This is a genomic window from Streptomyces sp. CGMCC 4.7035 (assembly GCF_031583065.1).
Classification (GTDB): Bacteria; Actinomycetota; Actinomycetes; order Streptomycetales; family Streptomycetaceae; genus Streptomyces; species Streptomyces yaanensis.
Genome location: NZ_CP134053.1, coordinates 5,172,040 through 5,196,666, shown reverse-complemented (window position 1 = coordinate 5,196,666; position 24,627 = coordinate 5,172,040). Strand labels below are relative to the sequence as shown.

The 24,627-nt window shown below is 70.4% G+C and carries 24 protein-coding genes; 18 read left to right on the top strand and 6 right to left on the bottom strand.

Features of this window, described 5'->3' with window-relative positions; genetic code table 11:
• Positions 1-10 precede the first annotated feature (10 nt).
• The 6 genes from ribH to Q2K21_RS22560 all read left to right on the top strand — a co-directional run bounded on the left by ribH (position 11) and on the right by Q2K21_RS22560 (position 4,813).
• Entirely contained in the window at positions 11-496 is a 486-nt protein-coding gene (gene ribH / locus Q2K21_RS22585; protein ID WP_310774032.1) for a 6,7-dimethyl-8-ribityllumazine synthase, read from the top strand.
• Between the two features lie 34 nt (positions 497-530).
• Positions 531-803, top strand: a complete 273-nt coding sequence (locus tag Q2K21_RS22580) for a phosphoribosyl-ATP diphosphatase (protein WP_007491392.1) — start codon at positions 531-533, stop codon at positions 801-803.
• A gap of 46 nt (positions 804-849) precedes the next feature.
• Complete coding sequence (hisG, locus tag Q2K21_RS22575) at positions 850-1,698, top strand: ATP phosphoribosyltransferase (protein ID WP_310774006.1); 849 nt, start codon at positions 850-852, stop codon at positions 1,696-1,698.
• 14 nt (positions 1,699-1,712) lie between these two features.
• The gene (locus tag Q2K21_RS22570; protein ID WP_310774005.1) at positions 1,713-2,168 is read left to right on the top strand and encodes a PH domain-containing protein; all 456 of its coding nucleotides are present in this window, start codon (positions 1,713-1,715) and stop codon (positions 2,166-2,168) included.
• Between the two features lie 234 nt (positions 2,169-2,402).
• Positions 2,403-3,740, top strand: coding sequence for a hemolysin family protein (locus Q2K21_RS22565; protein ID WP_310774003.1), 1,338 nt, complete (start codon positions 2,403-2,405; stop codon positions 3,738-3,740).
• A complete protein-coding gene (locus tag Q2K21_RS22560) occupies positions 3,737-4,813 on the top strand; it encodes a hemolysin family protein (protein WP_310774001.1) in 1,077 nt (358 codons plus the stop codon). The genes Q2K21_RS22565 and Q2K21_RS22560 overlap by 4 nt, the downstream gene beginning before the upstream one ends.
• A 133-nt stretch (positions 4,814-4,946) precedes the next feature.
• Here Q2K21_RS22560 and Q2K21_RS22555 read toward each other — a convergent pair whose 3' ends face one another.
• Positions 4,947-6,806 (bottom strand): AAA family ATPase, encoded by a 1,860-nt coding sequence (locus tag Q2K21_RS22555; RefSeq protein WP_310773998.1) that lies wholly within the window; start codon positions 6,804-6,806, stop codon positions 4,947-4,949.
• 428 nt (positions 6,807-7,234) lie between these two features.
• Positions 7,235-7,888 (bottom strand): uridine kinase family protein, encoded by a 654-nt coding sequence (locus Q2K21_RS22550; protein ID WP_310773994.1) that lies wholly within the window; start codon positions 7,886-7,888, stop codon positions 7,235-7,237.
• Between the two features lie 278 nt (positions 7,889-8,166).
• On the opposite strand from Q2K21_RS22550, the gene Q2K21_RS22545 reads away from it, so the two are divergent.
• The 5 genes from Q2K21_RS22545 to Q2K21_RS22525 all read left to right on the top strand — a co-directional run bounded on the left by Q2K21_RS22545 (position 8,167) and on the right by Q2K21_RS22525 (position 13,415).
• Positions 8,167-9,123, top strand: coding sequence for a hypothetical protein (locus tag Q2K21_RS22545; protein ID WP_310773990.1), 957 nt, complete (start codon positions 8,167-8,169; stop codon positions 9,121-9,123).
• A 49-nt stretch (positions 9,124-9,172) separates the two neighbouring features.
• Entirely contained in the window at positions 9,173-10,717 is a 1,545-nt protein-coding gene (locus tag Q2K21_RS22540; protein WP_310773988.1) for an amino acid permease, read from the top strand.
• Between the two features lie 233 nt (positions 10,718-10,950).
• Complete coding sequence (locus Q2K21_RS22535) at positions 10,951-12,312, top strand: peptidase C39 family protein (protein ID WP_310773986.1); 1,362 nt, start codon at positions 10,951-10,953, stop codon at positions 12,310-12,312.
• A gap of 154 nt (positions 12,313-12,466) precedes the next feature.
• A complete protein-coding gene (locus Q2K21_RS22530; protein WP_310773983.1) occupies positions 12,467-12,613 on the top strand; it encodes an SCO1431 family membrane protein in 147 nt (48 codons plus the stop codon).
• Between the two features lie 142 nt (positions 12,614-12,755).
• Positions 12,756-13,415, top strand: coding sequence for a TetR/AcrR family transcriptional regulator (locus Q2K21_RS22525; protein ID WP_310773980.1), 660 nt, complete (start codon positions 12,756-12,758; stop codon positions 13,413-13,415).
• Positions 13,416-13,472: 57 nt separating this feature from the next.
• Here the strand turns inward: Q2K21_RS22525 and Q2K21_RS22520 are convergent, their stop codons facing one another.
• Entirely contained in the window at positions 13,473-14,723 is a 1,251-nt protein-coding gene (locus tag Q2K21_RS22520) for a glycoside hydrolase family 18 protein (RefSeq protein WP_310773977.1), read from the bottom strand.
• Positions 14,724-15,148: 425 nt separating this feature from the next.
• On the opposite strand from Q2K21_RS22520, the gene Q2K21_RS22515 reads away from it, so the two are divergent.
• Complete coding sequence (locus tag Q2K21_RS22515) at positions 15,149-16,321, top strand: acyl-CoA dehydrogenase family protein (protein WP_310773974.1); 1,173 nt, start codon at positions 15,149-15,151, stop codon at positions 16,319-16,321.
• Here the strand turns inward: Q2K21_RS22515 and Q2K21_RS35885 are convergent.
• A complete protein-coding gene (locus Q2K21_RS35885) occupies positions 16,284-16,547 on the bottom strand; it encodes a hypothetical protein (protein WP_386275499.1) in 264 nt (87 codons plus the stop codon). The genes Q2K21_RS22515 and Q2K21_RS35885 overlap by 38 nt on opposite strands.
• Positions 16,548-16,843: 296 nt before the next feature.
• Here Q2K21_RS35885 and Q2K21_RS22510 point away from each other — a divergent pair, with 296 nt between their 5' ends.
• Entirely contained in the window at positions 16,844-17,905 is a 1,062-nt protein-coding gene (locus Q2K21_RS22510; protein ID WP_310781168.1) for an Rv3169 family protein, read from the top strand.
• 14 nt (positions 17,906-17,919) lie between these two features.
• On the top strand, positions 17,920-19,032 hold the full coding sequence (locus tag Q2K21_RS22505; protein ID WP_310773971.1) for a phosphotransferase family protein: 1,113 nt from the start codon (positions 17,920-17,922) through the stop codon (positions 19,030-19,032).
• Positions 19,033-19,042: 10 nt separating this feature from the next.
• On the opposite strand, the gene Q2K21_RS22500 is transcribed toward Q2K21_RS22505, so the two are convergent.
• Positions 19,043-19,468 (bottom strand): hypothetical protein, encoded by a 426-nt coding sequence (locus Q2K21_RS22500; RefSeq protein ID WP_310773968.1) that lies wholly within the window; start codon positions 19,466-19,468, stop codon positions 19,043-19,045.
• Positions 19,469-19,784: 316 nt separating this feature from the next.
• Here Q2K21_RS22500 and Q2K21_RS22495 point away from each other — a divergent pair, with 316 nt between their 5' ends.
• From Q2K21_RS22495 to fxsA, 4 genes are all read left to right on the top strand, one after another.
• Positions 19,785-20,225 (top strand): Lrp/AsnC family transcriptional regulator, encoded by a 441-nt coding sequence (locus Q2K21_RS22495; protein WP_189292214.1) that lies wholly within the window; start codon positions 19,785-19,787, stop codon positions 20,223-20,225.
• Positions 20,226-20,271: 46 nt separating this feature from the next.
• Positions 20,272-21,897, top strand: a complete 1,626-nt coding sequence (locus Q2K21_RS22490) for an amidohydrolase (protein ID WP_310773964.1) — start codon at positions 20,272-20,274, stop codon at positions 21,895-21,897.
• Between the two features lie 616 nt (positions 21,898-22,513).
• Positions 22,514-23,308 carry a polyprenol monophosphomannose synthase gene (locus Q2K21_RS22485; RefSeq protein WP_310773961.1) on the top strand — a complete coding sequence of 265 codons (795 nt, stop codon included), beginning with the start codon at positions 22,514-22,516 and terminating at the stop codon, positions 23,306-23,308.
• Between the two features lie 151 nt (positions 23,309-23,459).
• Positions 23,460-24,023 (top strand): FxsA family membrane protein, encoded by a 564-nt coding sequence (gene fxsA / locus Q2K21_RS22480; RefSeq protein WP_310773958.1) that lies wholly within the window; start codon positions 23,460-23,462, stop codon positions 24,021-24,023.
• Between the two features lie 162 nt (positions 24,024-24,185).
• On the opposite strand, the gene Q2K21_RS22475 is transcribed toward fxsA, so the two are convergent.
• A complete protein-coding gene (locus Q2K21_RS22475; RefSeq protein ID WP_189292218.1) occupies positions 24,186-24,560 on the bottom strand; it encodes an RNA polymerase-binding protein RbpA in 375 nt (124 codons plus the stop codon).
• Positions 24,561-24,627: the final 67 nt, after the last annotated feature.

Below are 24,627 nucleotides of genomic sequence, written 5' to 3'. Positions count from 1 at the left end.
GAGGAGAGACGTGAGCGGCAAGGGTGCACCGGAGCTGTCCGTACGCAATGTGAGCGACCTGCGGGTCGCCGTCATCGCGGCACAGTGGCACGACAAGGTGATGGACGGTCTGGTGGATGGCTCCCTGCGCGCCCTGCGCGAGCTGGGGATCGACGAACCGACCCTGATCAGGGTGCCCGGCTGCTTCGAGCTGCCGGTCGCCGCCAAGGTCCTCGCGGGCCGCGGCTACGACGCGATCGTGGCGCTCGGTGTCGTGATCCGAGGCGGCACCCCCCACTTCGACTACGTGTGCCAGGGCGTGACCCAGGGCCTGACCCAGGTCTCCGTCGAGACCGGCGTTCCCGTGGGCTTCGGCGTGCTGACGTGCGACACGGAGGAGCAGGCCCTGGACCGCGCGGGTCTGGAGGGCTCCAACGAGGACAAGGGCCACGAGGCCGTGACGGCGGCGGTGGCGACCGCGGCGACCCTCCGTTCAGTATCTGAACCCTGGCACTGAGGTACGGGCCGGAGCGCGTAGGGTTAGGACCACCATGTCCAAGAAGACGTTCGAGGAGCTCTTCACCGAGCTCCAGCACAAGGCCGCCCACGGCGATCCCGCCACCTCCCGCACCGCAGAGCTGGTCGGCAAGGGCGTCCATGCCATCGGCAAGAAGGTCGTCGAGGAGGCCGCCGAGGTATGGATGGCCGCCGAGTACGAGGGCAAGGAAGCGGCTGCCGAGGAGATCTCGCAACTGCTCTACCACGTCCAGGTGATGATGGTGGCGCGCGGAATCTCCCTGGACGACGTCTACGCCCACCTCTGAGTCGTATACCGCACACCCGTACGCACGAACGAAGGAAGCCGACCTCATGCTGCGCATCGCCGTCCCCAACAAGGGTTCACTGTCCGGCCCTGCGGCGGAGATGCTGCATGAGGCCGGCTACCAGCAGCGCCGGGAGTCCAAGGAACTGAGGATCGTCGACCCGGAGAACGAGGTGGAGTTCTTCTACCTCCGCCCCCGGGACATCGCGATCTACGTCTCCTCCGGCCGACTGGACATCGGCATCACCGGCCGCGACCTGCTCATCGACTCCGGTGCCAACGCCGAGGAGATCCTGCCGCTCGGCTTCGCCCGCTCCACCTTCCGTTTCGCCACCAAGCCCGGCACCGCGAACGGCGTCGGGGACCTCGCGGGCATGACGGTCGCCACCTCCTACGAGGGCATCGTCGCCAAGCACCTCGCCGACAAGGGCGTCGACGCGTCCGTGGTCCACCTCGACGGCGCCGTCGAGACCGCCATCGAGCTGGGTGTCGCCGAGGTCATCGCGGACGTCGTCGAGACCGGCACCTCGCTGCGCAACGCGGGCCTGGAGGTGTTCGGCGAGCCGATCATGAAGTCCGAGGCCATCGTCATCCGCCGCACCGGCGCCGACGGCGACGAGCCCAAGGTGCAGCAGTTCCTGCGCCGCCTCCAGGGCGTCCTCGTGGCCCGGACCTACGTGATGATGGACTACGACTGCCGCGTCGAGCAGCTGGAGAAGGCCGTCGCGCTCACTCCCGGCCTGGAGTCCCCGACGGTCTCGCCGCTGCACAACGAGGGCTGGGTCGCCGTCCGGGCCATGGTCCCGGCCAAGGAGGCCCAGCGGATCATGGACGACCTGTACGACATCGGCGCCCGGGCCATCCTGACCACGGCCATCCACGCCTGCCGTCTCTGAGGGGGCGTACGTCGATGTCGGACCTGCCCGCCCTCCCCGTCACGTTCCGTCCGGGACGCACCCGTGCCGTCCTGCTGACCGCCGGAGTCGCGATCTTCGTGGTCATCACGACGGTCGCGATGCTGCTGGAGCATCTCACCGCCGGGGAGCGCCTCAGCTTCGTCTTCACGGCGGCCCTCCTCTTCGGGGTGCTGCTCATGCTCTCCCGGCCCAAGGTGGTCGCCGATGAGACCGGGGTCACCGTCGTCAACATCGCCAGCCGGCGTCACCTGGACTGGGCGGAGATCCTCCAGGTGAACCTGCGTCCGGGCGACCCCTGGGTCTTCCTCAACCTCAGCGACGGCACCAGCCTGCCCGCCCTGGGCATCCAGCCGGGCATCGCCAAACAGCGCGCGATCGAGGACGCGCGCACGCTCCGGGCGCTCACCGAGGCCCGCTCCACCGTCGATCCCGAGCGACATCAGGGCTGACTCGGGGCCGTCGCCCCTGCCGCACATGCCCATGTCTTGATTAATCTGGTGGCAGAGGCGTTTTCCTTGCGCCTCCGCCCCTGAGGTTCCGCCCGGTGCTCAGGGGTTCCTGCTACCCGAGGAGTGACTCCCTCCGGCGATGGACGGATCGTCCTGCAGTACCTGCGCCGCCCCCTCCCGACATAGCGCGGACCTCGACAGAGTGTTCCGCGTCCATGCGGAGGCGGCGGCATCATGACCATCCCCTTGCTGCTCCTCGGGGCGGCGTTCCTGCTCATTCTGGCCAACGGCTTCTTCGTCGCTGCCGAGTTCGGACTCGTCACGGTCGAGCGGCCCGACGCCGAGAAGGCCGCGGCCGAGGGCGACCGACGGGCCGTTACGGTCGTCGAGTCCCTCAAGGAGCTGTCCTTCCAGCTCTCCGGCACCCAGCTCGGCATCACCATCACCTCACTGGTCGTCGGCATGCTCGCCGAACCGGCGCTCGCCGAACTGCTGAGCGGCCCGTTCACGGCCATCGGCATCCCCGAGGGCGCGGTGTCGGGTGTCGCCGTGGTCGTCGGCATGCTGCTCGCATCGGCCGTGCAGATGGTGATCGGCGAACTCGTACCCAAGAACTGGGCGGTGTCCAGGCCGCTCCAGGTCGCGCGCTTCGTCGCGGGCCCGCAGCACCTGTTCTCGCGGTTGTTCCGCCCGGTGATCGCCGCGCTGAACGCCGTCGCCAACCGCCTCGTCCGCGCCCTGGGCGTCGAGCCCGCCGAGGAGCTGGCCTCCGCCCGCACTCCCGGTGAACTCGTCTCCCTGGCCCGGCACTCGGCCCAGGCCGGCGCGCTGGAGCAGGACACGGCGGACCTGTTCGTACGCACCCTCTCCTTGGGTGAGTTGACCGCGCAGCACGTGATGACCCCCCGAGTGAGGGTGAGCGCGCTGCAGTCGTCCGCCACCGCGGAGGACGTGGTCAATCTGACCCGTGCCACCGGTCTGTCCCGCTTCCCCGTCTACCGGGAGAAGATCGACGAAATAGTCGGCATGGTCCACCTCAAGGACGCCCTCGCGGTGCCCTCCCACGATCGGCTGCGTACGCCCGTCGTCCGGATCGCCCAGGCGCCGCTGCTCGTCCCGGAGACGCTGCCCGTGCAGCCCCTCCTGGAGCGCCTGCGCAGCGAGCAGCCCATCGCCGTCGTCGTCGACGAGTACGGCGGCACGGCGGGCGTCGTCACCCTGGAGGACATCGTCGAGGAGCTGGTCGGCGAGGTACGCGACGAGCACGACGGGCTGGACCTGCCCGAACTCGCCGCAGCGCCGCCCGAGGACGGGCGCCCGGCGTGGGACGCCGACGGCAGCTGCCGGGTCGACGTCCTGAAGCGGATAGGCCTGGACGTGCCGGAGGGTCCCTACGAGACCGTGGCCGGACTCGTAGCCGATCTGCTCGGCCGGATCCCCGCCCCCGGGGACCGGGCCGAACTGCCGGGCTGGCGGCTCACGGTCCGCCAGGTCGGCCACTACCGCGCCGAGCGTGTCAGGCTCGTGAGGATCGCGGACGCCGCCGCGCCGGCCGCGGAGGCGGTGCGATGAGCCTGCTCCAACTCGTGTTCGCCGCGCTGCTGGTACTCGTCAACGGGTTCTTCGTGGGCGCCGAGTTCGCCCTCGTGTCCGTGCGGCGCAGCCAGATCGAGCCGCTGGGGACCGCACGGGCCCGGCAGGTGCTCTACGGTCTCGAACGGCTGCCGCAGATGATGGCCGCGGCTCAGTTCGGCATCACCGTGTGCTCGCTGACGCTGGGCGCGGTCGCCGAGCCGACGGTGGCGCATCTGCTGGAGCCGTTGTTCGAGGCCGCGCACATCCCGCACGGGATGATTCACCCGCTCGGGTATGTGATCGCGCTCGCCGCCGTCGTCTTCTTCCACCTGGTGATCGGCGAGATGGTGCCGAAGAACCTGGCGATGGCCGCGCCGGAGAAGGCCGCGCTGTGGCTGAGCCCCGGGCTCGTGGCGTTCGCCCGGCTGTGCCGGCCGGTGACGGTCGCCCTGAGCGCCTGCGCCAAGGTGATCCTCAAACTCTTCCGTGTGGAGCCGAAGGACGAGGTCGAGGCGGTCTTCACCAGCGAACAGCTCAACCAGCTGGTGGAGGACTCCGGTCAGGCGGGGCTCCTCGACCCCGAGGAGCAGGAGAGGCTGGAGGACGCGCTGGAGCTGGGCTCGCGCCCGGTGACGGACGTGCTCCTGGACCCGGCCCTGCTGGTGACCGTGGAGCCCACGGTGACACCGGGCGAGGTGGTGGCGCTCACCGCGCGCACGGGCTACTCGCGCTTCCCGGTGGTGGCGGGGAACGGTGCCTTCATGGGCTACCTGCACGTGAAGGACGTCCTCGACCTGGAGGACTCCGAGTGGGCGGTGCCGCAGCAGCTCTGGCGGCCGATGACCACGCTCGCGGCGGAACTGCCGCTGGACGACGCGCTGACGGTGATGCGCCGGGCCGCCACACACCTGGCGCAGGTGGCGGACACCTCCGGCCGGGTGCTCGGCCTGGTCGCCCTGGAGGACGTACTGGAACTCCTGGTGGGCGAGGTCAGGGACCCGGCCCACAGGGAGGCGCCACCACAGCCGCGCATGCCGGAACCAGAACAGAAGGAAGCGGTACCGAGCTGACCGACCGAGGTTCCCCGCGCCCCCTAAGGGGGCGCGGGGCTGTATCGATATGCGGCTCCGCCGCGTGGGCGCGATCAACCACAACGATTCCGCACCCGCAAGACGTCAGAAGCGACCGAGCTGGTAGGCACTCTCACAACCCCGACGGATCCTGGGGCCCCCGCCCGGACAAAACTTCCCCATACGCCTGCATGAGATCCGGCAACCGAAGAGTCGACAAGTCGTCACGGCTCGGCACCGCCGGGTAACCACTCAACCGCAGATCCCGATACGCACAACTCTTCTCGTACAGCGTCCGCAGAAACCGCCCGTTGCCGAGCTCGTCGATCCACCCCTGGTCCACGACGTGCCCGGCGATGGAGCGAAGCTCCTCCAGCGCCTCCTCGTCCCAGACGTCCCCGTTCTCCGCGGCCAGCACCTCGCCGATCGCGGTCAGTTCCAGGGGGCGGTACGAGGGGAAGTCGACCCGGGTCGTGAAGCGGGAGGACAGCCCGGGGTTGGCGGCCAGCAGGCGGTCCATGCCCTCGGGGTAACCGGCGAGGATCACCACCAGGTGGTCGCGGTTGTCCTCCGCCCGTTTCAGCAGCACCTGGAGGGCCTCGTCGCCGTACGCGTCCCCCTTGCCGTAGCCCGAGTTGGACAGCGAGTACGCCTCGTCCACGAACAGCACGCCGCCGATCGCCGAGTCGATCAGCTCGTTCGCCTTCACGGCGGTCTGGCCCAGGTACTCGCCGACCAGGTCCGCCCGCTGGGCCTCCACGAGGTGGTCGCCGCCGAGCAGGCCGAGCGCGTAGAAGACCCGGCCCAGAATCCTGGCCACGGTGGTCTTGCCGGTTCCGGAGGGACCGGAGAACACGAAGTGCCGTTTCGGCGGCTGTACGGGTAAGCCCTGGCCCGCCCGCAGCCGCGCCATGTTCAACTGTGCCGACAGCGCCTTGACCTGGCGTTTGACCGGCTCCAGGCCGACCATCCGCTCCAGCTCGGCCAGCGCCTCCTCCAGCAGCGCGGGATCCGTGGGTCCGGCCGGCAGCGGCTGCGTCGGCGACGAGGCCTTCTCCCGTACGGCGTCGCTCTGCGCGGGCAGCGCGCCCGGCGGCGGTGGTTCGGGATCGGAGAGTTTCAGGTCGCGGCCCTCGGTGCCGAAGAGCGGATCGAGACCGTCCGGCCCCTCCAGTGCGTCCCCGGTCCCGGCGAGGGCCATCGCCGTGTAGTCGGCCGACTCGTCGTACCCGTCGCCCTCGGCGATCGCCGCGAGCCGTGCCGAGGTGTCCATGAACGCCGGGTCGACGCGGTGCACCGCACGGTAGAGGGGGAGGGCGGCGGCCGAGCGGCCCGTGCCCTCGTGGGCGCGGGCCAGCCAGTACCGCAGTTCCTTGCGCTGCGGCTGCTCGCTGCGGCAGCGCATCAGTGCGGCCGAGAGCAGGGGCTCGGCGTGCCCGTACATCTCCAGGCGGACCCGGGCCATCCCGCCGAACAGCCCGGCCTCGATGCCGAGCATCGGGTCGTCGATCAAGGGATCGGTGTGCCGGACCAACTGCTCCCAGTCCTTGACCAGGTAGGCCCGGCAGGCGTGCAGGAAGCGGACATGGGAATCGGCGTCCACGGGCGGCAGTCCGGCCAGTGCCCGGTCCAGCTCCGGGACGTGGCGGCCGTCCAGCCAGTGCGAGGCGTGCGCGAGCAGCAGGTCGCGCGGGCTCTCCAGCACCGGCTGCACCCACCAGCCCAGCCAGTACCAGGAGTTCAGGGTGCGCCGGTGGCGCGCCCGCTGTTCCCCGAAGCGGTCCCGATGGCGGAACATCCGCAGCAGCGCGGTCGTCGTGTCGACGCGCAGCGCGTGCAGCCCGAGCCAGCTGTCGGCCATCCCGGGATCCAGCCGGACCGCCGTGCGGAACTCCTCCTCCGCCTGCGGATAGGCGCCCATCGTGTAGGCATCGACGCCTCGCAGCCAGGCGAGGTCGGCCGGGGCCTCGGGGCCCTGCGTGCCGAAGTCCATCACGTCCCCCACAAACCGTGCCCCCGTTGGTTCACCGCCGGGCCGTCACCCGTCGGTCGCCTTGCTCGAACCGCTGTGCCGCGGACCGGAGTTGCAGTGCGCAGAGCAGCTGTCCGAAGGTCGCACCGAGAGGCATCGTACCTGCGGGGATCGGCGCACCGAAGGGTGCCGCACGCGCCGTTTGGCGAGGTGGGAGCAGACGGGGCGCATTGCCTGTGGTGACCGAGGGTGAGCGAATCACGTCTCCCAGCGCCCGGAGAAGGTGTCCAGGGCAGAACGAAGCCCCCGATCACGGGGGAACAACCGGGGGCTTCGCGTCTGCGGTCGGCTTCGAAAGCCGCACATTGAGAACGTAAGTCCTGTACGGCCCCCCGGTCAAGCCGAGTTGGAGCAGTCGGGAAAGTTCCCCGGCAAGCGTCTTCACAAGTTCAGCACACTGCCGTTGGGTCGTCACTGTGGGTGAGATTCTGGTCCGGACCAAGGGTCCCGGCCGGTCCCGGAATCACCTCATGTCCCTCGGATCCCTGACGCACCAGAAGGCCGGCGAACGGTCGTGACGGATCCTCGGCGAAGTGCCGACGCTCGGCCTCGACCCATCCGGCCCAGAACGCGCGTTGCTCCTCGCCGTCCCGGGCCCGGCCGCGCGCCCAGGCCTCGTCGTGCGGCAGGTCCATCCACAGCAGCCGTGCCAGATACGGGCGCAGGGCCCGGCGGCCGGCGCCCACCCCCTCGATGAGGATCACAGGGGCGGGCGGCAGTGCGCGGGCCGGGCCGAAGTGCCGTGCCCGCCAGTCATAGGGGTGGTAGTGCGCACTCTCGCCGCGGCCGAGCGGCTCGATCACCTCGTGCAGCAGCCGCGGCGTCCAGGCGAACAGCTCCTCGTGGCTGGCGATGTCGTCGAGGTGCAGCACGGGCGCACCGCCGAGCGCGCCCGCCAACTGTCCGGCGAACGTGGACTTGCCGGAGCCGGCGTGACCGTCGACGCCGACGAGGCGGACAGGGCCGCAGGACGGCGGCAGCTGCCGGAGGTGGGACGCGAGGGCGTGAATGGCGATTCCCGGAGCATGAGGGGGCGTGGGCATATTGCGGAGGAACATTTTACGCGGGTGGGAGGGCCGGCCGGCCGGGTGGCGGAGGCCGCCCCATGACCGCGGAATTAGTGCCGCATTGAACTGTTCACTGATCAATTACCGGCCTCCCTCTTTCGTGTTCTCCGAACCAGACATGCTCTGCAGACAGGGGATCGCAGGGGGACCCCCCGAACCGGGTGTTTAGGAATGTCCATTCCGGTTGCGCTCGATGCTGAGTAGGGTGCCTGGTGCGCAACTGCGAAGCGTCGTACGGGGATGGACGGGGAAGCATGGCCGCGGGCTTATTCGAGGGGCAGTATGTGTGGCATCCGGCGGCCGACGACCGCAAGCTCGCGAGCGCATGCGTGGAAGTACGGGCCGGTCGCCGTCTGAGCGCCTACGAACTGCTCGTCGAGACGCGCGAGGACACCGCACTGCGCGCCCACCGCTCCCTGATCCTCGCATCCGAGGCCGCCGACTCCGACCTCACCGAACGCTGGCTGGCCGAGGAGCCCAGCCCCGAGGCCGCCCTGATGTGGGCGCGCGTCGCCGTCCTGCGGGCGCTGCGCGCCGCCGACGCCCATGACGAGCGGGCCCGTGCGCTGGAGCGCATCGCGCTGAACGCCTGCCAACGGGCGACCACCATGGCACCGTACGACCCCACTCCCTGGGTGGCCCGGCTGGCACTGGCCCGCCTGCACGAGATCCGTGAGGCCGCCCCGCAGGGCCTGCTCACCGCGCCGCCGGGCCCCTGGCAGCTCTTCTCGCACATCCTGCGGCTGGACCGCTTCCACCGTGAGGGCCACCACCGCTTTCTCGCCTACTTCTTCCCTCGCCACGGCGGCTCGGTGAACGCCGCCTGGGACGTCGCCGCCTTCCTCGGCCAGCGGGCGCCCGCCACCTCGTCACTGCGCCTCCTTCCGCTGGTCGCGCTCGTCGAGAGCTATGACCCGACTCGGCTGCTCGCCGACCGCGTCTGGGAGCAGCCCCAGTGGCGCTCCACCGCGCTCGCGATCTATGAGAACTGGCTGCCACAGGCCGCCGCGCACCGCTTCACGCCGGTGCTCGATCTGGCGTACCTCGCACATGCGCTGGTCATGGCGCAGCGGGAGTTCGAGGCGCGTGCCGTCCTGATGGCCATGGGTCCCTACGCCTCCCGAATGCCCTGGAGTGTGTTCGGCGATCCCGAGGAGCAGCTGTCGCGCGCCCGTCGCGCCTGCGGACTGCCCGTGCCGGGAGTCTCCTGATCCCTTCGTCCCATTTCCGGTCAACCTCCCCCCAGAGAAAGGTCCGGCTGTGTCAGAACGGATATCTGCGGCCCGTACGAGACGACGACGAGCGGGCCGGGATCCCGTCGCGATCGACGACGACGCGACACTGCACGCGATGGGATATCCGCGAAAACTCACCCGACGGTTCAAGGCCTTCGACAATTTCGCCATATCCTTCACCATCATCAACATCCTCTCCGGGATTTTCTCGTCGTTCGGATTCGGCATGAACGCGGGCGGCCCGCGCATTCTCGTCTTCGGCTGGATCGGCGTCTCCGTCATGGTGCTGTTCATCGGTGCCGCGATGGCGGAGGTGGCATCCGCGTATCCGACGAGCGGGGCCCTCTATTTCTCCGCCGGAAAGCTCGCCAAACGGCATCGGGGCGCCTGGTCCTGGTACACCGGCTGGCTGAACTTCGTGGGGCAGGTGGGCGGCACGGCGGCCACCGGCTACGCGGCCGCCACCTTCATCCAGGCGTTCCTCGTCCTGCAGTGGCCCTCGTACGAGCCCACCGCGCACCAGACCGTGCTGATCACGGCGCTGATCATCGTGGTCCAGGGGCTGGCCAACACCTACACCGTGCGGCTCGTCGCCGTCCTCAACCGGATCTCCGTGTGGTGGCTGCTGATCGGGCTCGTGGTGATCGTGGGCGCGCTGGTCGTGGGGCCGGACGAGCACCGGTCGGTGTCGTTCGCCACGCATTTCGTGAACAACACCGGATTCACCAACGGGCTGTACGGAGGCATGCTCGGCCTGCTCGTCACCAGCTGGACCTTCACCGGCTTCGACGGCAGCTTCCATATGTCCGAGGAGACGGTCGGGGCGACGGTCAACGCTCCCCGGGGCATCACCCGTGCCATCGGCTGTTCGGCGGTCACCGGCCTCATCCTCATGCTCGCCCTGGTGTACAGCATCGGCGACTACGCCAAGGTGGCCGGCTCCTCGGCACCGCCCGTGCAGATCCTCATCGACGGGGTTGGCATGAGCGCGGCAAAGATATTGCTGCTCGTCGTCATCGGCGCCATGCTCTTCTGCGGCCTGGCCAATCTGACCAGCAACACCCGGCAGATCTTCGCCTTCTCCCGGGACGGCGCGATGCCGGGCTCGCGCTGGTGGCACTCGGTCTCGCCGCGCACCCGTACGCCGGTCAAGGCGGTCTGGCTCGCGGTCGCCTGCTCGCTCGCCCTGGTGCTGCCCGGATGGTGGTCCCACACCGCCTTCACCGCGATCGTCAGTGTCAACGTCGTGGGGCTCTTCCTCGCCTACGCCGTGCCGATCTTCCTGCGGCTGCGGCTCGGTGCCGAGTTCCGGCCCGGCCCCTGGCATCTCGGACGGTGGAGCACGCCCATCGGCGTCCTCGCCGTCGCCTGGATCCTGCTCAGCAGCGTGCTCTTCATGCTGCCCCAGGCGTCGCCGATCACCGTCGACTCCTTCAACTACGCGCCGATCGCCCTGGCGGTCGTGCTGGTCGTCGCCACGGTGTGGTGGTTCGCCACCGCGCGGCGCCACTTCGAGGGGCCGGTCAGCTACGGCCGCCCGGACGAGGTCGCGGCGATGGACCTCGTCTGAGGGTGCCGCGGCTTCGGCGCGTACGGCCGCCCTGGATGCGGGCTCTCCGGCCCCGGGCCAGGCGACCGCGTCCGCCCAAGCCGCGGCACCCCAGGTCATGCCAGTGGTCTGGACCTATATTGGTGGGCGCGTCGATGGCCGAAGTGCTGGCAGAAGTCCGCTTGCGGCGGCCATAGTTGGCGCACACCATGCGTCTGAACCGCCGCTTCCGGACCAATGGGGGTCACCCACCGATGACCAGAGCTTCAGAGCCGTCCCGCAGATCCATCCTCACCGCAGCGGTCGCCGTGGCCACGGCGACCGGACTGACCGCCGGCCCGGCAGCCGCGGCCGCCCCATCCGGCGGACCGACGAAATCACCTCCGGGTCTCGTGGACTACCGCGCCTGGACTTCGTACGCCGACTGGCGTAGTGGCACCGCCCAGGGTGTACGCGCCGTCGCCGGCTCCCGCCCCGGCGCGGTGATCGCCGCTCCGGCCGGCCGCACCGACTACACCGACCCGCACACCGGCAGGACCGCCACCTGGGAGTACGCCGTCTGGACCTCTCCGGTGCACAGGCTGACCGTTCCCTCCACCGAGGTCATCGCCTCCTGGAACGCGCACACCCCGGCCGGCACCTGGCTCCAGGTCGAACTGAAGGGCACGTACTCCGACGGCACGGACACCCCCTGGTACGTGATGGGCCGCTGGGCGGCCGGCGACCAGGACATCAAGCGGACCTCCGTCGACGATCAGACAGACGGCAAGAGCAACATCTGGACGGACACCTTCGCCATCGCCGACGGCGCCTCGGGCCTGCGCCTGGTCTCGTACCGCCTGCGCCTGACCCTCTACCGTGCGCCCGGCACGAAGGCCACCCCGACCGTGTGGCGGCTCGGCGCCATGGGCTCCGACATCCCCGACCGCTTCACCGTCCCGGCCTCCACGCCCGGCCTCGCCCAGGAGCTGATCGTCCCGCGCTACTCGCAGGAGATCCACAAGGGTCAGTACCCGGAGTACGACAACGGCGGCGAGGCCTGGTGCAGCCCCACGTCCTCGCAGATGATCATCGAATACTGGGGCCGGAAGCTCACCCCCACGCAGCTGTCCTGGGTCGACCCCTCGTACGCCGATCCGCAGGTCTGCCACGCCGCCCGCTTCACCTACGACCACCAGTACCAGGGCTGCGGCAACTGGCCGTTCAACGCGGCCTACGCGGCGACGTTCTGGGACCTCAGGGGTGTGGTCACCCGGCTGTCCTCGCTCACCGACCTGGAGACGCTGATCGCGGCGGGCATCCCGGCCATAACGTCCCAGTCGTTCCTGAAGGAGGAGCTGACGGGGGCCGGATACGGCACCTCAGGTCACCTGATGACCGTGATCGGTTTCACCGCCGAAGGCGATGTGATCGCCAACGACCCGGCCTCGCCCAGCGACGCGGAGGTGCGTCGCGTCTACAAGCGGCGCGAGTGGGAGAACATCTGGCTCAGGACCAAGCGGTACAACGCCTCCGGCAAGGTCGTCTCCGGCACCGGCGGCGTCTGCTACCTCTACTTCCCGGCCCACCTCACCGCGCGGCAGCGCAAGGCGCTGGCGGCGGTGGGCGTCCGCTGACGCGGCAGGGCACGGCGGTGACACCCGAGGCCCCCGGGAGACCGGGGGCCTTTCCGTGTGACCAAGCTCTCCGCCGCACGGGCGCATTCCGGTGGCAAGGTGGACACATCGGTGGGGGGAGTCCGCCGCACAGCCCGAGACCCAGCGAGATGCCATGACCTCCACCTCAGCCACCGCAGCCCGCGTCCGAGCCCGCACGGGCGGTCCGAAGGACGACGGCCCGAAGATCGTCGAGCATGTCGCGGGCTGGACCCTGGTGGTGGTCCTCGCGATGCTCGTCACCCAACTCGGCCTGCTCTGAACGGATCGGCCCAGGGACTTCCGGAACGGCCTCCGGCGATTCCCGAACGCCGTCCGGCCTGTCGATCAAAGTCGAACATGCTGGTGGTGTCGTTCTGCAATACTGCCGCTGTCCCGCTGGCAGTTGGAGACCTGGGCCGAAATTGAATAACAGTCAACAGCGAGGCGCCGTCGGCACCCCCGTGCGCGGTACCGATCGCTCTGTGGCGCGCCGCGCCGAACTCATAGCCATCGGGCGGAAGTTGTTCGCCGGCACTTCGTACGACGCGCTGTCGATGGACGACATAGCGCGCCACGCCCATGTGGCCAAAGGGCTGATCTACTACTACTTCAAGTCGAAGCGCGGCTATTACCTGGCCATTGTCGAGGACTCGGTGGCCGACCTCGTCACCTCCGCGGCCGGCGGTCTCGAACTGCCACCGGTGGAGCGTGTGCACCGCACCATCGACCGCTATCTGCGCTACGCCGAGCACAACCAGGCCGCCTACCGCACGATCGTCAGCGGCGGTGTGGGCTTCGACGCCCAGGTGCAGGCCATCCGGGACGGTGTGCGCGAGGCGATCGTCGCCACGATCGCCGAGGGGGCGTACGGCAGGCGCGAGATCGCTCCACTGGTGCGTATGGGACTCCTCGGCTGGGTGTGCAGTGTGGAGGGGGCGACCCTCGACTGGATCGACCGCCCGGAGCTGCCCCGCGACTCCATGCGCGCACTGCTCGTCAAGACGCTCGGCGGCACCCTGCGCGCCATCGAGGAACTGGAACCCGCGTACGCGGCCCCGCCGCCTGCCCGCCGGGACACCTGACCGCGCACCGGGGCGGGAGCCACCGCGACTCCCGCCCCATGTTCCTTATGACTCCCGTCAGTTGATCGCCTTGATCAGCTCTCCGTTCGCGGTGTCACCGCTCAGCTCCCAGAAGAAGGTGCCGCCGAAACCCTGCGCATCCTTGTACTTCATCTTCTTCTTGAGGGTCGCGGGCGTGTCATAGCTCCACCAGTCGCTCCCGCACTTGGCGTACGCGGTCCCGCCCACCGTGCCGGTCGCCGGGCACTTCGCCTTCAGCACCTTGTAGTCCTCGACCCCGTCCTCGTACGTGCCCGCAGCCGGGCCGGTGGCCGTGCCGCCGGGCGCCGTCCGGGTGACGCCGGTCCAGCCGCGTCCGTAGAAGCCGACGCCGAGCAGCAGTTTCGAGGCCGGGATGCCAAGGCTCCTGAGCTTCGCCATGGTGTCGGCGGTGTCGTATCCCCCCGTCGGAATGCCGCGGTAGGAGGTCAGCGGCGAGTGCGGGGCCGTGGGGCCGGTCCGGGCCCAGGCGCCGAAGTAGTCGTACGTCATCGGGTTGTACCAGTTGACGTACTTGGCCGTGCCCGCGTAGTCCGCCGCGTCGATCTTGCCGCCGCTCGTGCCGTCGGCCGTGATCGCCGCAGTGATCAGCTCGCGCTTGCCGAACTTGGCGCGCAGCGCCGCCATCAGGTCCCTGAAGGCCTCCCTGCCGCTGGTGTCGCACGTGTTGCCGCAGGCGTTGGGGTACTCCCAGTCGATGTCGATGCCGTCGAAGACATCCGCCCACTTGGAGTTCTCGACCAGGTCATAGCAGGACTGGGCGAAGGCCGCGGGGTCCTTGGCCGCCTCGCCGAATCCGCTCGACCAGCTCCAGCCTCCGAAGGACCAGAGGATCCTGAGGTTCGGGTGGAGCTTCTTCAGCTTGCGCAGCTGGTTGAAGTTGCCGCTCAGCGGCTGGCCCGCGCTGTCGGCGACACCGTCCACGGACTCGTCCGCGGTGAACGGTCGGTCGGTGTCCGCCCAGGAGTCGCCGATCGCGCACTTGCCGCCGGTCACGTTGCCGAAGGCGTACTCGATGTGCGTGAGCCGGTCCGCCGAGCCGGAGGTCTCGATGTTCTTGACGTAGTACTGGCGGCCGTAGATGTCCCAGTCGGGGTAGTAGCCGACGACCTTGTGGCCGGCCGCGGCCCGGTCGGTGCCGGACTCCGGGTGCGACTCGGTGGCGGTCGCGGTGCCCGTGCCGGCGAGCAGCCCGGCAGCGAGCGCGGCGCAACAGGCGGCCGAGGCCAGAGCTCGCACGCGGGCGCGCGGGCGGTGCGGTCTGAGCATGGGGGTCTCCTCGGAGGAGGGGGAGAGCGAGGGAAGGGCCCGGCCTGCCGGGGAGCGCCGGAAGGTGCGGTTCACCCAAGGGCCGGGAGCGGTGCGCGGTGAACGGCACAGTATGAGGACTAGACCAATAGGTCAATGGTTTGGACCAATTCACCTCGATCCGTCCTGGCTCCGCCGCCGGCCCCGCTCTGGTCGCACCCTGAACCCGCCCCGATGCCGGCTCGATCCGCATTTCTTGAAGTAAGCGGTCGTTAACTGGTGACTCGGTGCCTCCGATCGGGCATACTCCAAGCGCCACAACCGCTGGTCAGCCGCTTCCGAGACCCGGAACGGCGACCATCGGCCAGGCCCAGTGAGACCCGGCGGAGCCGCCCCACCCAAGGCGCGCGTTCGCCGATGTGCCCGACAGGGAGGAGAGCGTCGCCATGCCCGACCGCGCCCCGCAGCCGGTGGACCGTCAACTGCCCACGGACGAGGCCCGGGATCTGATCTCGCTCGTCCGCGACATCGCGCAGCACGAGATCGCCCCGAAGGCGGCCGAGGAGGAGGACGCCGGGCGCTTCCCGCGCGAGGTCTTCCGACTGCTCTCCGAATCCGGACTGCTCGGCCTGCCGTACGACTCCGAGTACGGCGGCGGCGAGCAGCCGTACGAGGTCTACCTCCAGGTCCTCGAGGAGCTGGCCGCGGCCCGCCTCACCGTCGGCCTCGGCGTCAGCGTCCACACCTTGGCCTGCCATGCCCTCGCCCACTACGGAACCAAGGAGCAGCAGCTCGAGCATCTGCCCGCGATGCTCGGCGGCGGTCTGCTGGGGGCTTACTGCCTGTCCGAGGCGTCGTCCGGATCCGATGCGGCGTCCCTGCGGACGAAGGCCGTCCGTGACGACGACCACTGGGCGATCACAGGCACCAAGGCCTGGATCACGCACGGTGGGATCGCCGACTTCTACACCGTGATGGCGCGCACCGGAGAGGAGGGCCCCCGCGGGATCACCGCGTTCCTCGTGCCGGGCGACGCCGAGGGGCTCACCGGTGCGGTGCCCGAGAAGAAGATGGGCATGAAGGGCTCGCCCACGGCGCAAGTCCACTTCGACGGCGTACGTGTCGGTGATGACCGCCGCGTCGGCGAGGAGGGCCAGGGCTTCGCGATCGCCCTGTCCGCGCTCGACTCCGGACGGCTCGGCATCGCGGCCTGCGCCATCGGGCTGGCGCAGGCCGCGCTCGACGAGGCCGTCGCGTACGCCACCGACCGGCGGCAGTTCGGGCGGCCGATCTCCGACTTCGAGGGGCTGCGCTTCCTCCTCGCCGACATGGCGACGCAGATCGAGGCGGGCCGCGCGTTGTACCTGGCGGCGGCGCGGCTGCGCGATGCCGGCCGGCCGTTCGCCAAGCAGGCGGCCATGGCCAAGCTGCACTGCACCGATACGGCGATGAAGGTCACCACCGACGCCGTCCAGGTGCTCGGCGGGTACGGCTACACCGCGGACTTCCCGGTCGAGCGCTATATGCGCGAGGCGAAGGCGCTGCAGATCGTCGAGGGGACGAATCAGATCCAGCGGATGGTCATCGCCCGTCACCTCGCTGGTCCCGAGTCGCGCTGAACGGGTCCTGGCCGGCCGTGAGCCGGCTCAGGCCGTCCGGGGGCGCCGCGAGCCGGACCCACTCCGGGTCGTGGCGCCCGGGCAGCGTGCGCCCGCGGTCGGCCCAGGTGCGCATCAGCGCGCGATAGATGGGCGGATCCTGGGGCTGCGGCGGCGGAAGCGCTGCCGCCGGTGCCGGAACGAACACCCGTCGCCGACGCACGGTGGCTGAGTCTGTGGCGGTCATGGCGGTCATGCATGGGCAACGCCGGGATGCGCGCGCAGGTCACCGGCCGCGCTAATCGGGCGTGAGTTCTCCGGGGGCTCGTACGGAGCATGGCGCGCCTTCGCCGGGCAACCGCCGGCCGCACGGCATCTGGTCGTCACAGCATATCTGACGTACCGTCAACTGCGCCGTTGGGGGGCCGGCCGCGCCCTTGGCCGGCGGCGTCGACTGCCGTGCGCTCAGGGAGGCTTGCCGTGCCCGACGACGACCGTCCCGTACCGCTCGACGAGTACCCCGTTCACCAGGTGCCCCTGTCGATGAAGCACGTCGCGACCGGGGACCGCAACGCCTACGACCGCTGCATCTTCCACGTCGTCGACCACCGGGGGCGGGCACTGCTGATCCTCGGGCTCGGGGTGTACCCGAACGTCGGGGTGATCGACGCCTACGCGACCCTGCGCATCGGCGACACCCTGCACGCCGTACGGGCGTCGGACGCGCTTCCGGACGACCGGATGGGCACCGAGGTCGGCCCGCTGCGGATCCACGTCGAGCGGCCCCTGCGGGACTTCCTCCTGACCTGCGCGGCGGATCCGGACGACCCGGACGGGCTGTCGTACGAGATCGCCTGGTCGGCGGAGTTCCCGGCGCTCTGGGAGCCGCACCACCTCCAGCGGCGCGGCGGCCGGCTCACCCTGGAGGGCAGGCGGTTCGTGCAGGCGGGCCGGTGCGAGGGCTGGATCCGGATCGGCGGCGAGGAGATCCGGCTGTCCGCCGACGAGTGGACCGGCACCCGCGACCGCAGTTGGGGCGTGCGGCCGATCCCGGGCGAGGACGGCGGGCGGTTCACCGATCCGGCGGACGGCTTCCACTGGATCTGGGCCCCGGCCCGCTTCGAGGATCGTTTCGTCATGGTCGTCATCCAGGAGGACGCCGACGGCTACCGCACCCTCAACGACGCCACGCTCGTCCGGAACGGCCGACGCGACCTTCAACTCGGCTGGCCCCAGGCGGAGATCACCTACCGTTCGGGCACCCGTCACCCCCGGCACGTGGTGATCCAGCTGACCGACCCGATCGGCCGCAAGCCGATGGAACTGGGCCTGGAGGTCCTCACCTCCTCCCCGCTCGCCGTCGGCGCCGGCTATCCGCCCGCCGACGACTGGCAGCACGGCACCTGGCGCGGCCTCGGCTGGACCGACCGCCGCCGCTACGACCTGTCCGACCCGTCCGCCCACCCGCTCGCCGCGTACGGGGTCACCGACCACGCGGCCCGCTTCACGCTGGACGGCCAGGTCGGCCACGGCATCTTCGAACACGGCTCGTTCGGGCGGCACGATCCGAGCGGGTTCACCGGTTTCGGATCGGTCGCGCCCTGAAGGGAGTGGGGGAGATGGCGACGGCACCACGCCCGAGGACGAGCACCCGCGATGTGGAGGAACTGGCCCGCCGGCTGACCGCCTGGCTCGGTACGCGCCTGCCCGGCGCCAAGGCCGTGAACATCAGCGTGCCCGCGTCCAACGGCATGTCCAGCGAGACCCTGCTCTTCGACATCGAACACCCCGGGCCGCCGGTGCGCGGCTGTGCGTTGAGGCTCGCGGCGGACCCGGCGGCCTACACGGTCTTTCCGTCCTACGACATGCCCAAGCAGTACCGGACGATGCGACTGGTCGCCGAGCACTCGGACCTGCCGGTGCCGCGCGTGCTGTGGCTGGAGGAGGACGAAGGGCCGCTCGGAGCACCGTTCTTCGTGATGGAGCGGGCCGAGGGACGCGTACCGCCGGACGTCATGCCCTACACGTACGAGGGGAACTGGCTGCACGCCGCGAGCGACGAGCAGCGCGCACAGCTGGAGGCCGCCTCGGTGGCGCTGCTCGCCCGGCTGCACGACCAGGTGCCGTCCGATGCGGCCGGTTTCCTCGAACTGCCCGGCGCGGGAAGCCCGTTGCGCCGCCATGTCGCGTCCCAGCGCGCCTACTACGCCTGGGTCGTCGACGGACTGGCGCGCTCACCCGTCATCGAGGACGCCTTCGACCGGCTCGACGAACTGTGGCCGCCCGACGAGGGCGACACCGTGCTCAACTGGGGCGACGCGCGCATCGGAAACGTCGTCTACGACGGCTTCGAACCCGTCGCCGTCCTCGACTGGGAGATGGCGGCCCTGGCCCCGCGCGAGGTCGACCTCGGCTGGACCGTCTATCTGCACCGCTTCTTCCACGACCTGACGGTGCGCGCAGGACAGCGCGGACTGCCCGGCTTCCTGCGCCGGGAGAACGTCGAACGCCGCTATGCCGAACTCACCGGCCACTCACCGCGGGCCATGGACTTCTACACGCTGTACGCCGCCCTGCGGCACGCGATTGTCATGCTGCGGGTCGCCTACCGCCAGGTGCACTTCAATGAGGCCGCCGTCCCCTCGGATCCGGACACACTGATCCTGCACCACGACAGCCTGCGTGCCATGGTGCAGGGCAGTTACTGGGACGAAGCGACGCCGCTCGGATGAGGGCGAGGCGTCAGGCGGCGCGCCGCATCGCCGGCATCCGCATCGGGCGCGAGCCCGGGCCGCCGACGTGCGAGAACGGCTGCATGCGCCAGTCGAGCCCCTGAGGGAGCGTCAACAGCAGGGCCGTGTCCTGCTCATGGGGCGTCACGGACTCGTCCGCGGGCCGGGCGTCGGCCGCCGCGCGGCCCGTACCGGCACAAACCGTGAGGCCGAACGGGTTCCACGGTGAGGCGCACAGCGCGTGCTCCGGCAGGACCTCCTCGTCCGCCAGGAGTGCGATGGGCTGCGCGCAGTCCGGGCAGATGACCCGGTACATCTCAAAGGTGTCGTACGCGTCGAACTCGTCGTCGCCGGGTTCGACGCCCTCCGGCTCGGGCTCGACGACCGGCTGCTGCCGCTTGGACATGGTGCGACCAGGGCGCTTCAGACTCTGCATGGGATTCTCCCCCTCGGGCTGGGCCGACAAGGCGCTGCGGCGTCGGCCACAGCAAGCACTTCCCGTCCCGTCTCGGCGGTAATCGTGAGGACATCACCAAGCCCGCCCCGACACTGTGGCGTTCGTCACATGCCGCTCGCAGATGCCAGGAGTGAGCCGGGCTCAGGCGCCCCGGAGGCGAACAACCCCAGAAGGGCTGTGGCGGTTTCGGCTCGCGGACGGCGCACCAGGCCGCTCCCGGCAACATCACAAACCGGGTATGACCTGCGCCGCTCAGGTATCCGTGAGGATCAGGCGCACTGTAGGTTCTTGCGCCATGGAGGAGCTGGACCGACAGATCGTGCAGCTGCTCGTCAAGGACGGGCGGATGAGCTACACCGACCTGGGCAAGGCCACGGGCCTGTCCACGTCGGCCGTGCACCAGCGGGTGCGCCGGCTGGAACAGCGCGGCGTCATCCGCGGTTACGCCGCGGTCGTCGACCCGGAGGCCGTCGGGCTGCCACTGACCGCCTTCATCTCGGTGAAGCCGTTCGACCCCAGCGCACCCGACGACATCGCCGACCGCCTCGCCGGCGTCCCGGAGATCGAGGCGTGCCACAGCGTCGCGGGCGACGAGAACTACATTCTGAAGGTCCGCGTGGCCACGCCCCATGAGCTGGAGGAGCTACTGGCGCGGCTGCGGACGCTCGCGGGGGTGTCGACACGCACGACGGTGGTTCTCTCGACGCCGTACGAGGCACGGCCGCCCCGGATCTGAGGGACCTGCGTGCGGGACGGCTCGCACGAGGCGCGAGACTGTCCCCATGAATGAGCGCACCGCCCCGTCACGGACCGTCCTGCTGCGCCGAGGAGAAGTCCACAGCCCCGCCGATCCCTTCGCGACCGCCATGGTCGTCGAGCGCGGACAGGTCGCCTGGGTCGGCTCCGAGGGTGCCGCCGACGCCTTCGCGGAGGGCGTGGACGAGGTCATCGACCTGGACGGCGCGCTCGTCACCCCGGCGTTCACCGACGCACATGTGCACACCACCTCCACCGGCCTCGCGCTCACCGGCCTCGACCTGTCCGGCGCGCCCTCCCTGACGGCCGCCCTCGCCCTCGTCCGCGACTTCGCCGCCGCCCGCCCGGCCGACCGCGTCCTCCTCGGCCACGGCTGGGACGCGGCCCGCTGGCCCGAACGGCGGGCTCCGCGGCGCGACGAACTCGATGAGGCCACCGGCGGCCGTCCGCTCTATCTGAGCCGGATCGACGTCCATTCGGCCGTCGTCACCACCGCCCTGCTCGACCGGGTACCGGGCGTACGCGACAAGGCCGGGTTCACGGACGGCGAGCCGCTCACCCGCGACGCCCACCACGCCGTGCGCGCCGCCGCGTTCGCGGCCGTGACCCCCGCGCAGCGCACCGAGGCCCAGCGCGCCGCCCTCGCGCACGCCGCCTCCCTCGGCATCGGTTCGGTCCACGAGTGCGCCGGCCCGGAGATCTCCTCCGAGGACGACTTCACCGGGCTGCTGCGGCTGGTCGCCGAGGAGCCGGGGCCGCGGGTCGTCGGCTACTGGGCCGAGGGGGGCGAAGAAGGCGTGGCCAAGGCACGGGAGCTGGGCGCGCTCGGCGCCGCGGGCGACCTCTTCGTCGACGGCTCCATCGGCTCGCACACCGCCTGCCTGCACGAGCCGTACGCCGACGCCGGCCACACCGGCACCGCCTACCTCGACGCGGTCGACGTCGCCGCACACGTCACCGCCTGCACCGAGGCGGGCCTCCAGGCGGGCTTCCACGCGATCGGCGACGCCGCCGTGACCACCGTCGTCGAGGGTGTACGGGCCGCCGCGGACAAGGTCGGCCTCGCCCGCGTCCGTGCCGCCCGCCACCGCGTCGAGCACGCCGAGATGCTCACGCCCGAGACCATCGCCGCCTTCGCCGAACTCGGTCTGACCGCTTCCGTCCAGCCCGCCTTCGACGCGCTGTGGGGCGGCGAGGACGGTATGTACGCCCAGCGCCTCGGTGCCGGGCGGGCCCGTACGCTGAACCCGTTCGCGGCCCTGCTGCGCGCCGGTGTCCCGCTCGCCTTCGGCTCCGACAGTCCCGTCACCCCGCTGGATCCGTGGGGCACGGTCCGCGCGGCGGCCTTCCACCGCACCCCCGGGCACGGGGTCTCGGTACGGGCCGCGTTCACGGCGCATACACGCGGCGGCTGGCGCGCGATCGGACGGGACGACGCGGGCGTGCTGGTGCCGGGCGCGCCCGCGGACTACGCCGTATGGCGCACCGACGCACTCGTGGTCCAGGCCCCCGACGACCGGGTGGCCCGATGGTCCACGGATCCCCGCTCCGGCACCCCCGGACTGCCCGATCTGACGCCCGGCGGCGACCTCCCCGTCTGCCTGCGCACCGTGGTGGGCGGTCGAACGGTGTTCGTGGGGCCGGGCGAGTGATCTCCTGGGGTGGTGAGGCCGCGATCACCCGGTGCGGCCGCGTTGCCCGACCTGCGCATCCTCCCCTCTGACCAGGCCATTGATGGCAGATCCGCAGCTCAAAGGGCTGTTGACAGCGAGGCGCGGGGGGCCGGTAGGTTCGGCCGGGTCCACCACCGGACGTCCGGCCGGGGAACCTCCGCGCAGTTGCCGCAACGCCGCTGGGTCAGGGATGGTGTGCCGCACCGGCGCACCACCACTGGGAGCCAGGCTCAGCGCCCGCGCCGCGGCAAGGGAACGTCCCGGCCGCATGGGGGTCCCTCCCTGCTCGAGCGCAGTCGAGAGCTTGGGGGAAGGTGTGACCCGGGTGGGGCCCGGACGTTCAGTAGACAACGGCTTTCGGTCGACCCGCAGCCAGCGGGTCCCAGGTCGGCCCGAAGGGCGCCGGGCCCCGATCCGCAGTGCGACCCCGGCCGAGGTGCACACCGGGCAACGACCGATGAAACGCAGGGATACGTAACCAACGTTCTTACCCGACTCTTGTGGAAACGACACCCTCACACGCACGTGCTGTCATGTCGGCTCAGACCGTGGCCACTATGGTGGTCCTCTGCGTACGGAATATGAAGGGGCAGCAGTGAATGACGGCGACGGGACCCTCGCGGCAGGAGCCCAGAGGAGGCAGTTCGGCCCGCTCGGCACCGCTTTGGTGATCATCCCGACCTACAACGAGGCGGAGAACATCAAGGCGATCGTCGGCCGGGTGCGGTCGGCCGTGCCCGAGGCGCACGTCCTCGTGGCCGACGACAACAGCCCCGACGGCACGGGCAAGCTCGCGGACGAACTGGCGGCCGAGGACGATCACGTCCAGGTGCTGCACCGCAAGGGCAAGGAAGGGCTGGGCGCCGCGTACCTCGCGGGCTTCCGCTGGGGCCTGGAGCACGGCTACGGCGTCCTGATCGAGATGGACGCCGACGGCTCCCACCAGCCCGAGGAACTGCCTCGCCTGCTGACCGCACTCAAGGGCGCCGACCTCGTGCTGGGCTCCCGCTGGGTGCCGGGCGGCCGGGTCGTGAACTGGCCCAAGAGCCGCGAGTTCATCTCCCGCGGCGGCAGCCTCTACTCGCGCCTCGCCCTCGACCTGCCGCTGCGTGACATCACCGGTGGCTACCGGGCCTTCCGCCGCGAGACCCTGGAGGGCCTGGGCCTCGACGAGGTCGCCTCGCAGGGGTACTGCTTCCAGGTCGACCTGGCCCGCCGCGCGGTCAAGGCGGGCTTCCATGTGGTCGAGGTGCCCATCACCTTCGTCGAGCGGGAGCTGGGCGACTCCAAGATGAGCCGCGACATCCTCGTCGAGGCGCTGTGGCGCGTCACGGCGTGGGGCGTGGGGGAGCGCGTCGCCAAGGTCACGGGCCGCAACAAGTCCGCCTGAGCGGTTCACGGGTCCCGTACGGGCGCCGGGTCAACGGTGGCTCCCTTCCCGCCGTCGCTCGTACGGGTTCACCGGTACGGCTTCGTGGTTCACAAGGGTGCGTGATCACCCGCTTATGTCGTACTGAGCCGCGTCCATGCACACTGGGTGCATGACGATTGGCGCACCGACCTCTCCCTACTCCGCCCGGCCGCGGCGTTCCCGGCTGCGCACGTTCCTGCCCCTGGGCATCGCCGCGTGGCTGGTGCTGGAGATCTGGCTGCTCACGGTGGTGGCGGGCGCGGCCGGCGGCTTCACGGTGTTCCTGCTGCTGGTCGCCGGTTTCGTGGGCGGCTCCGTGGTCGTCAAGCGGGCCGGGCGCCGTGCCTTCCAGAACCTCAACGAGGCGCTTCAGCGCGGCGGCTCCCCGTCGAGCGGCGGTGGCAACGGGCTGATGATGCTCGGCGGCCTGCTCCTGATGCTGCCGGGCCTGACCTCCGACGCGGCGGGCCTGCTGCTTCTGCTCCCGCCGGTCCAGAAGGCGGTGGGCCGATACGCGGAGCGCACGATCGACCGCAAACTCCGCGAGGCGCCTTACGGCAGCTTCGGTGACGCCTTCCAGCAGGCCCGTATGCACCGTCCTGACGGGAAGGTCGTCCAGGGTGAGGTCATCAGGGACGACGCGGACGGGCCGGACGGGGCCTCGCCGGAACCGCGGCCTCCGCTGACCCGCTGAGGGCACCGGCCGCTCACCAGCGCGCACAGGGCAATCAGCAGCACCGCAGAACGCAACAAACGGAACGCAACAAACGAAACAGTGGGTGCCGTACGTCATACCGACGTACGGCACCCACTGCTCATTGGCGTTTCGCTGTCTGCCGCCCAGCCCCCGGAGGGGCTACGCGGACTTGCGGCTGTCCCGCGGGTGTACCGCGATGTTCATCGCACCGGAGCGGAGAACGGCCAGCCGCTCCTCGAGGACCTCTTCGAGCTCCTCGCGGGTGCGCCGCTCCATCAGCATGTCCCAGTGCGTACGCGCGGGCTTGGCCTTCTTCTCTTCCGGGCCTTCGCCGTCCACCAGGAGTGCCGGGGCCCCGCAGACCTTGCACTCCCACTCCGGCGGGATCTCCGCCTCGACCGAGAAGGGCATCTCGAACCGGTGCCCCTTCTCGCATGCGTACTCCACGGCCTGGCGCGGGGCCAGGTCGATGCCGCGGTCCGTCTCGTAGCTGGTCACCACGAGGCGCGTGCCGCGAAGAGCTCGCTCACTCATGAATCGTGCCTCCCGGGCTTGTCGCCCACAGGACAGGTGTCGCTGTCGTCGTCATCCGGTCAACGTC

What these genes read in the sequence shown, in the direction of transcription:
- Q2K21_RS22510 (WP_310781168.1), top strand. Translation starts at nt 16,844, where the DNA reads ATGAAGCACGTCGCGACCGGGGACCGCAACGCCTACGACCGCTGCATC.
- Q2K21_RS22560 (WP_310774001.1), top strand. Translation starts at nt 3,737, where the DNA reads ATGAGCCTGCTCCAACTCGTGTTCGCCGCGCTGCTGGTACTCGTCAAC.
- Q2K21_RS22515 (WP_310773974.1), top strand. Translation starts at nt 15,149, where the DNA reads ATGCCCGACCGCGCCCCGCAGCCGGTGGACCGTCAACTGCCCACGGAC.
- Q2K21_RS22475 (WP_189292218.1), bottom strand. Translation starts at nt 24,560, where the DNA reads ATGAGTGAGCGAGCTCTTCGCGGCACGCGCCTCGTGGTGACCAGCTAC.
- Q2K21_RS22580 (WP_007491392.1), top strand. Translation starts at nt 531, where the DNA reads ATGTCCAAGAAGACGTTCGAGGAGCTCTTCACCGAGCTCCAGCACAAG.
- Q2K21_RS22530 (WP_310773983.1), top strand. Translation starts at nt 12,467, where the DNA reads ATGACCTCCACCTCAGCCACCGCAGCCCGCGTCCGAGCCCGCACGGGC.
- Q2K21_RS22520 (WP_310773977.1), bottom strand. Translation starts at nt 14,723, where the DNA reads ATGCTCAGACCGCACCGCCCGCGCGCCCGCGTGCGAGCTCTGGCCTCG.
- Q2K21_RS22570 (WP_310774005.1), top strand. Translation starts at nt 1,713, where the DNA reads ATGTCGGACCTGCCCGCCCTCCCCGTCACGTTCCGTCCGGGACGCACC.
- Q2K21_RS22495 (WP_189292214.1), top strand. Translation starts at nt 19,785, where the DNA reads ATGGAGGAGCTGGACCGACAGATCGTGCAGCTGCTCGTCAAGGACGGG.
- Q2K21_RS22490 (WP_310773964.1), top strand. Translation starts at nt 20,272, where the DNA reads ATGAATGAGCGCACCGCCCCGTCACGGACCGTCCTGCTGCGCCGAGGA.
- Q2K21_RS22500 (WP_310773968.1), bottom strand. Translation starts at nt 19,468, where the DNA reads ATGCAGAGTCTGAAGCGCCCTGGTCGCACCATGTCCAAGCGGCAGCAG.
- fxsA (WP_310773958.1), top strand. Translation starts at nt 23,460, where the DNA reads ATGACGATTGGCGCACCGACCTCTCCCTACTCCGCCCGGCCGCGGCGT.
- hisG (WP_310774006.1), top strand. Translation starts at nt 850, where the DNA reads ATGCTGCGCATCGCCGTCCCCAACAAGGGTTCACTGTCCGGCCCTGCG.
- Q2K21_RS22555 (WP_310773998.1), bottom strand. Translation starts at nt 6,806, where the DNA reads ATGGACTTCGGCACGCAGGGCCCCGAGGCCCCGGCCGACCTCGCCTGG.
- Q2K21_RS22550 (WP_310773994.1), bottom strand. Translation starts at nt 7,888, where the DNA reads ATGCCCACGCCCCCTCATGCTCCGGGAATCGCCATTCACGCCCTCGCG.
- Q2K21_RS35885 (WP_386275499.1), bottom strand. Translation starts at nt 16,547, where the DNA reads ATGACCGCCACAGACTCAGCCACCGTGCGTCGGCGACGGGTGTTCGTT.
- Q2K21_RS22545 (WP_310773990.1), top strand. Translation starts at nt 8,167, where the DNA reads ATGGCCGCGGGCTTATTCGAGGGGCAGTATGTGTGGCATCCGGCGGCC.
- Q2K21_RS22535 (WP_310773986.1), top strand. Translation starts at nt 10,951, where the DNA reads ATGACCAGAGCTTCAGAGCCGTCCCGCAGATCCATCCTCACCGCAGCG.
- Q2K21_RS22565 (WP_310774003.1), top strand. Translation starts at nt 2,403, where the DNA reads ATGACCATCCCCTTGCTGCTCCTCGGGGCGGCGTTCCTGCTCATTCTG.
- Q2K21_RS22505 (WP_310773971.1), top strand. Translation starts at nt 17,920, where the DNA reads ATGGCGACGGCACCACGCCCGAGGACGAGCACCCGCGATGTGGAGGAA.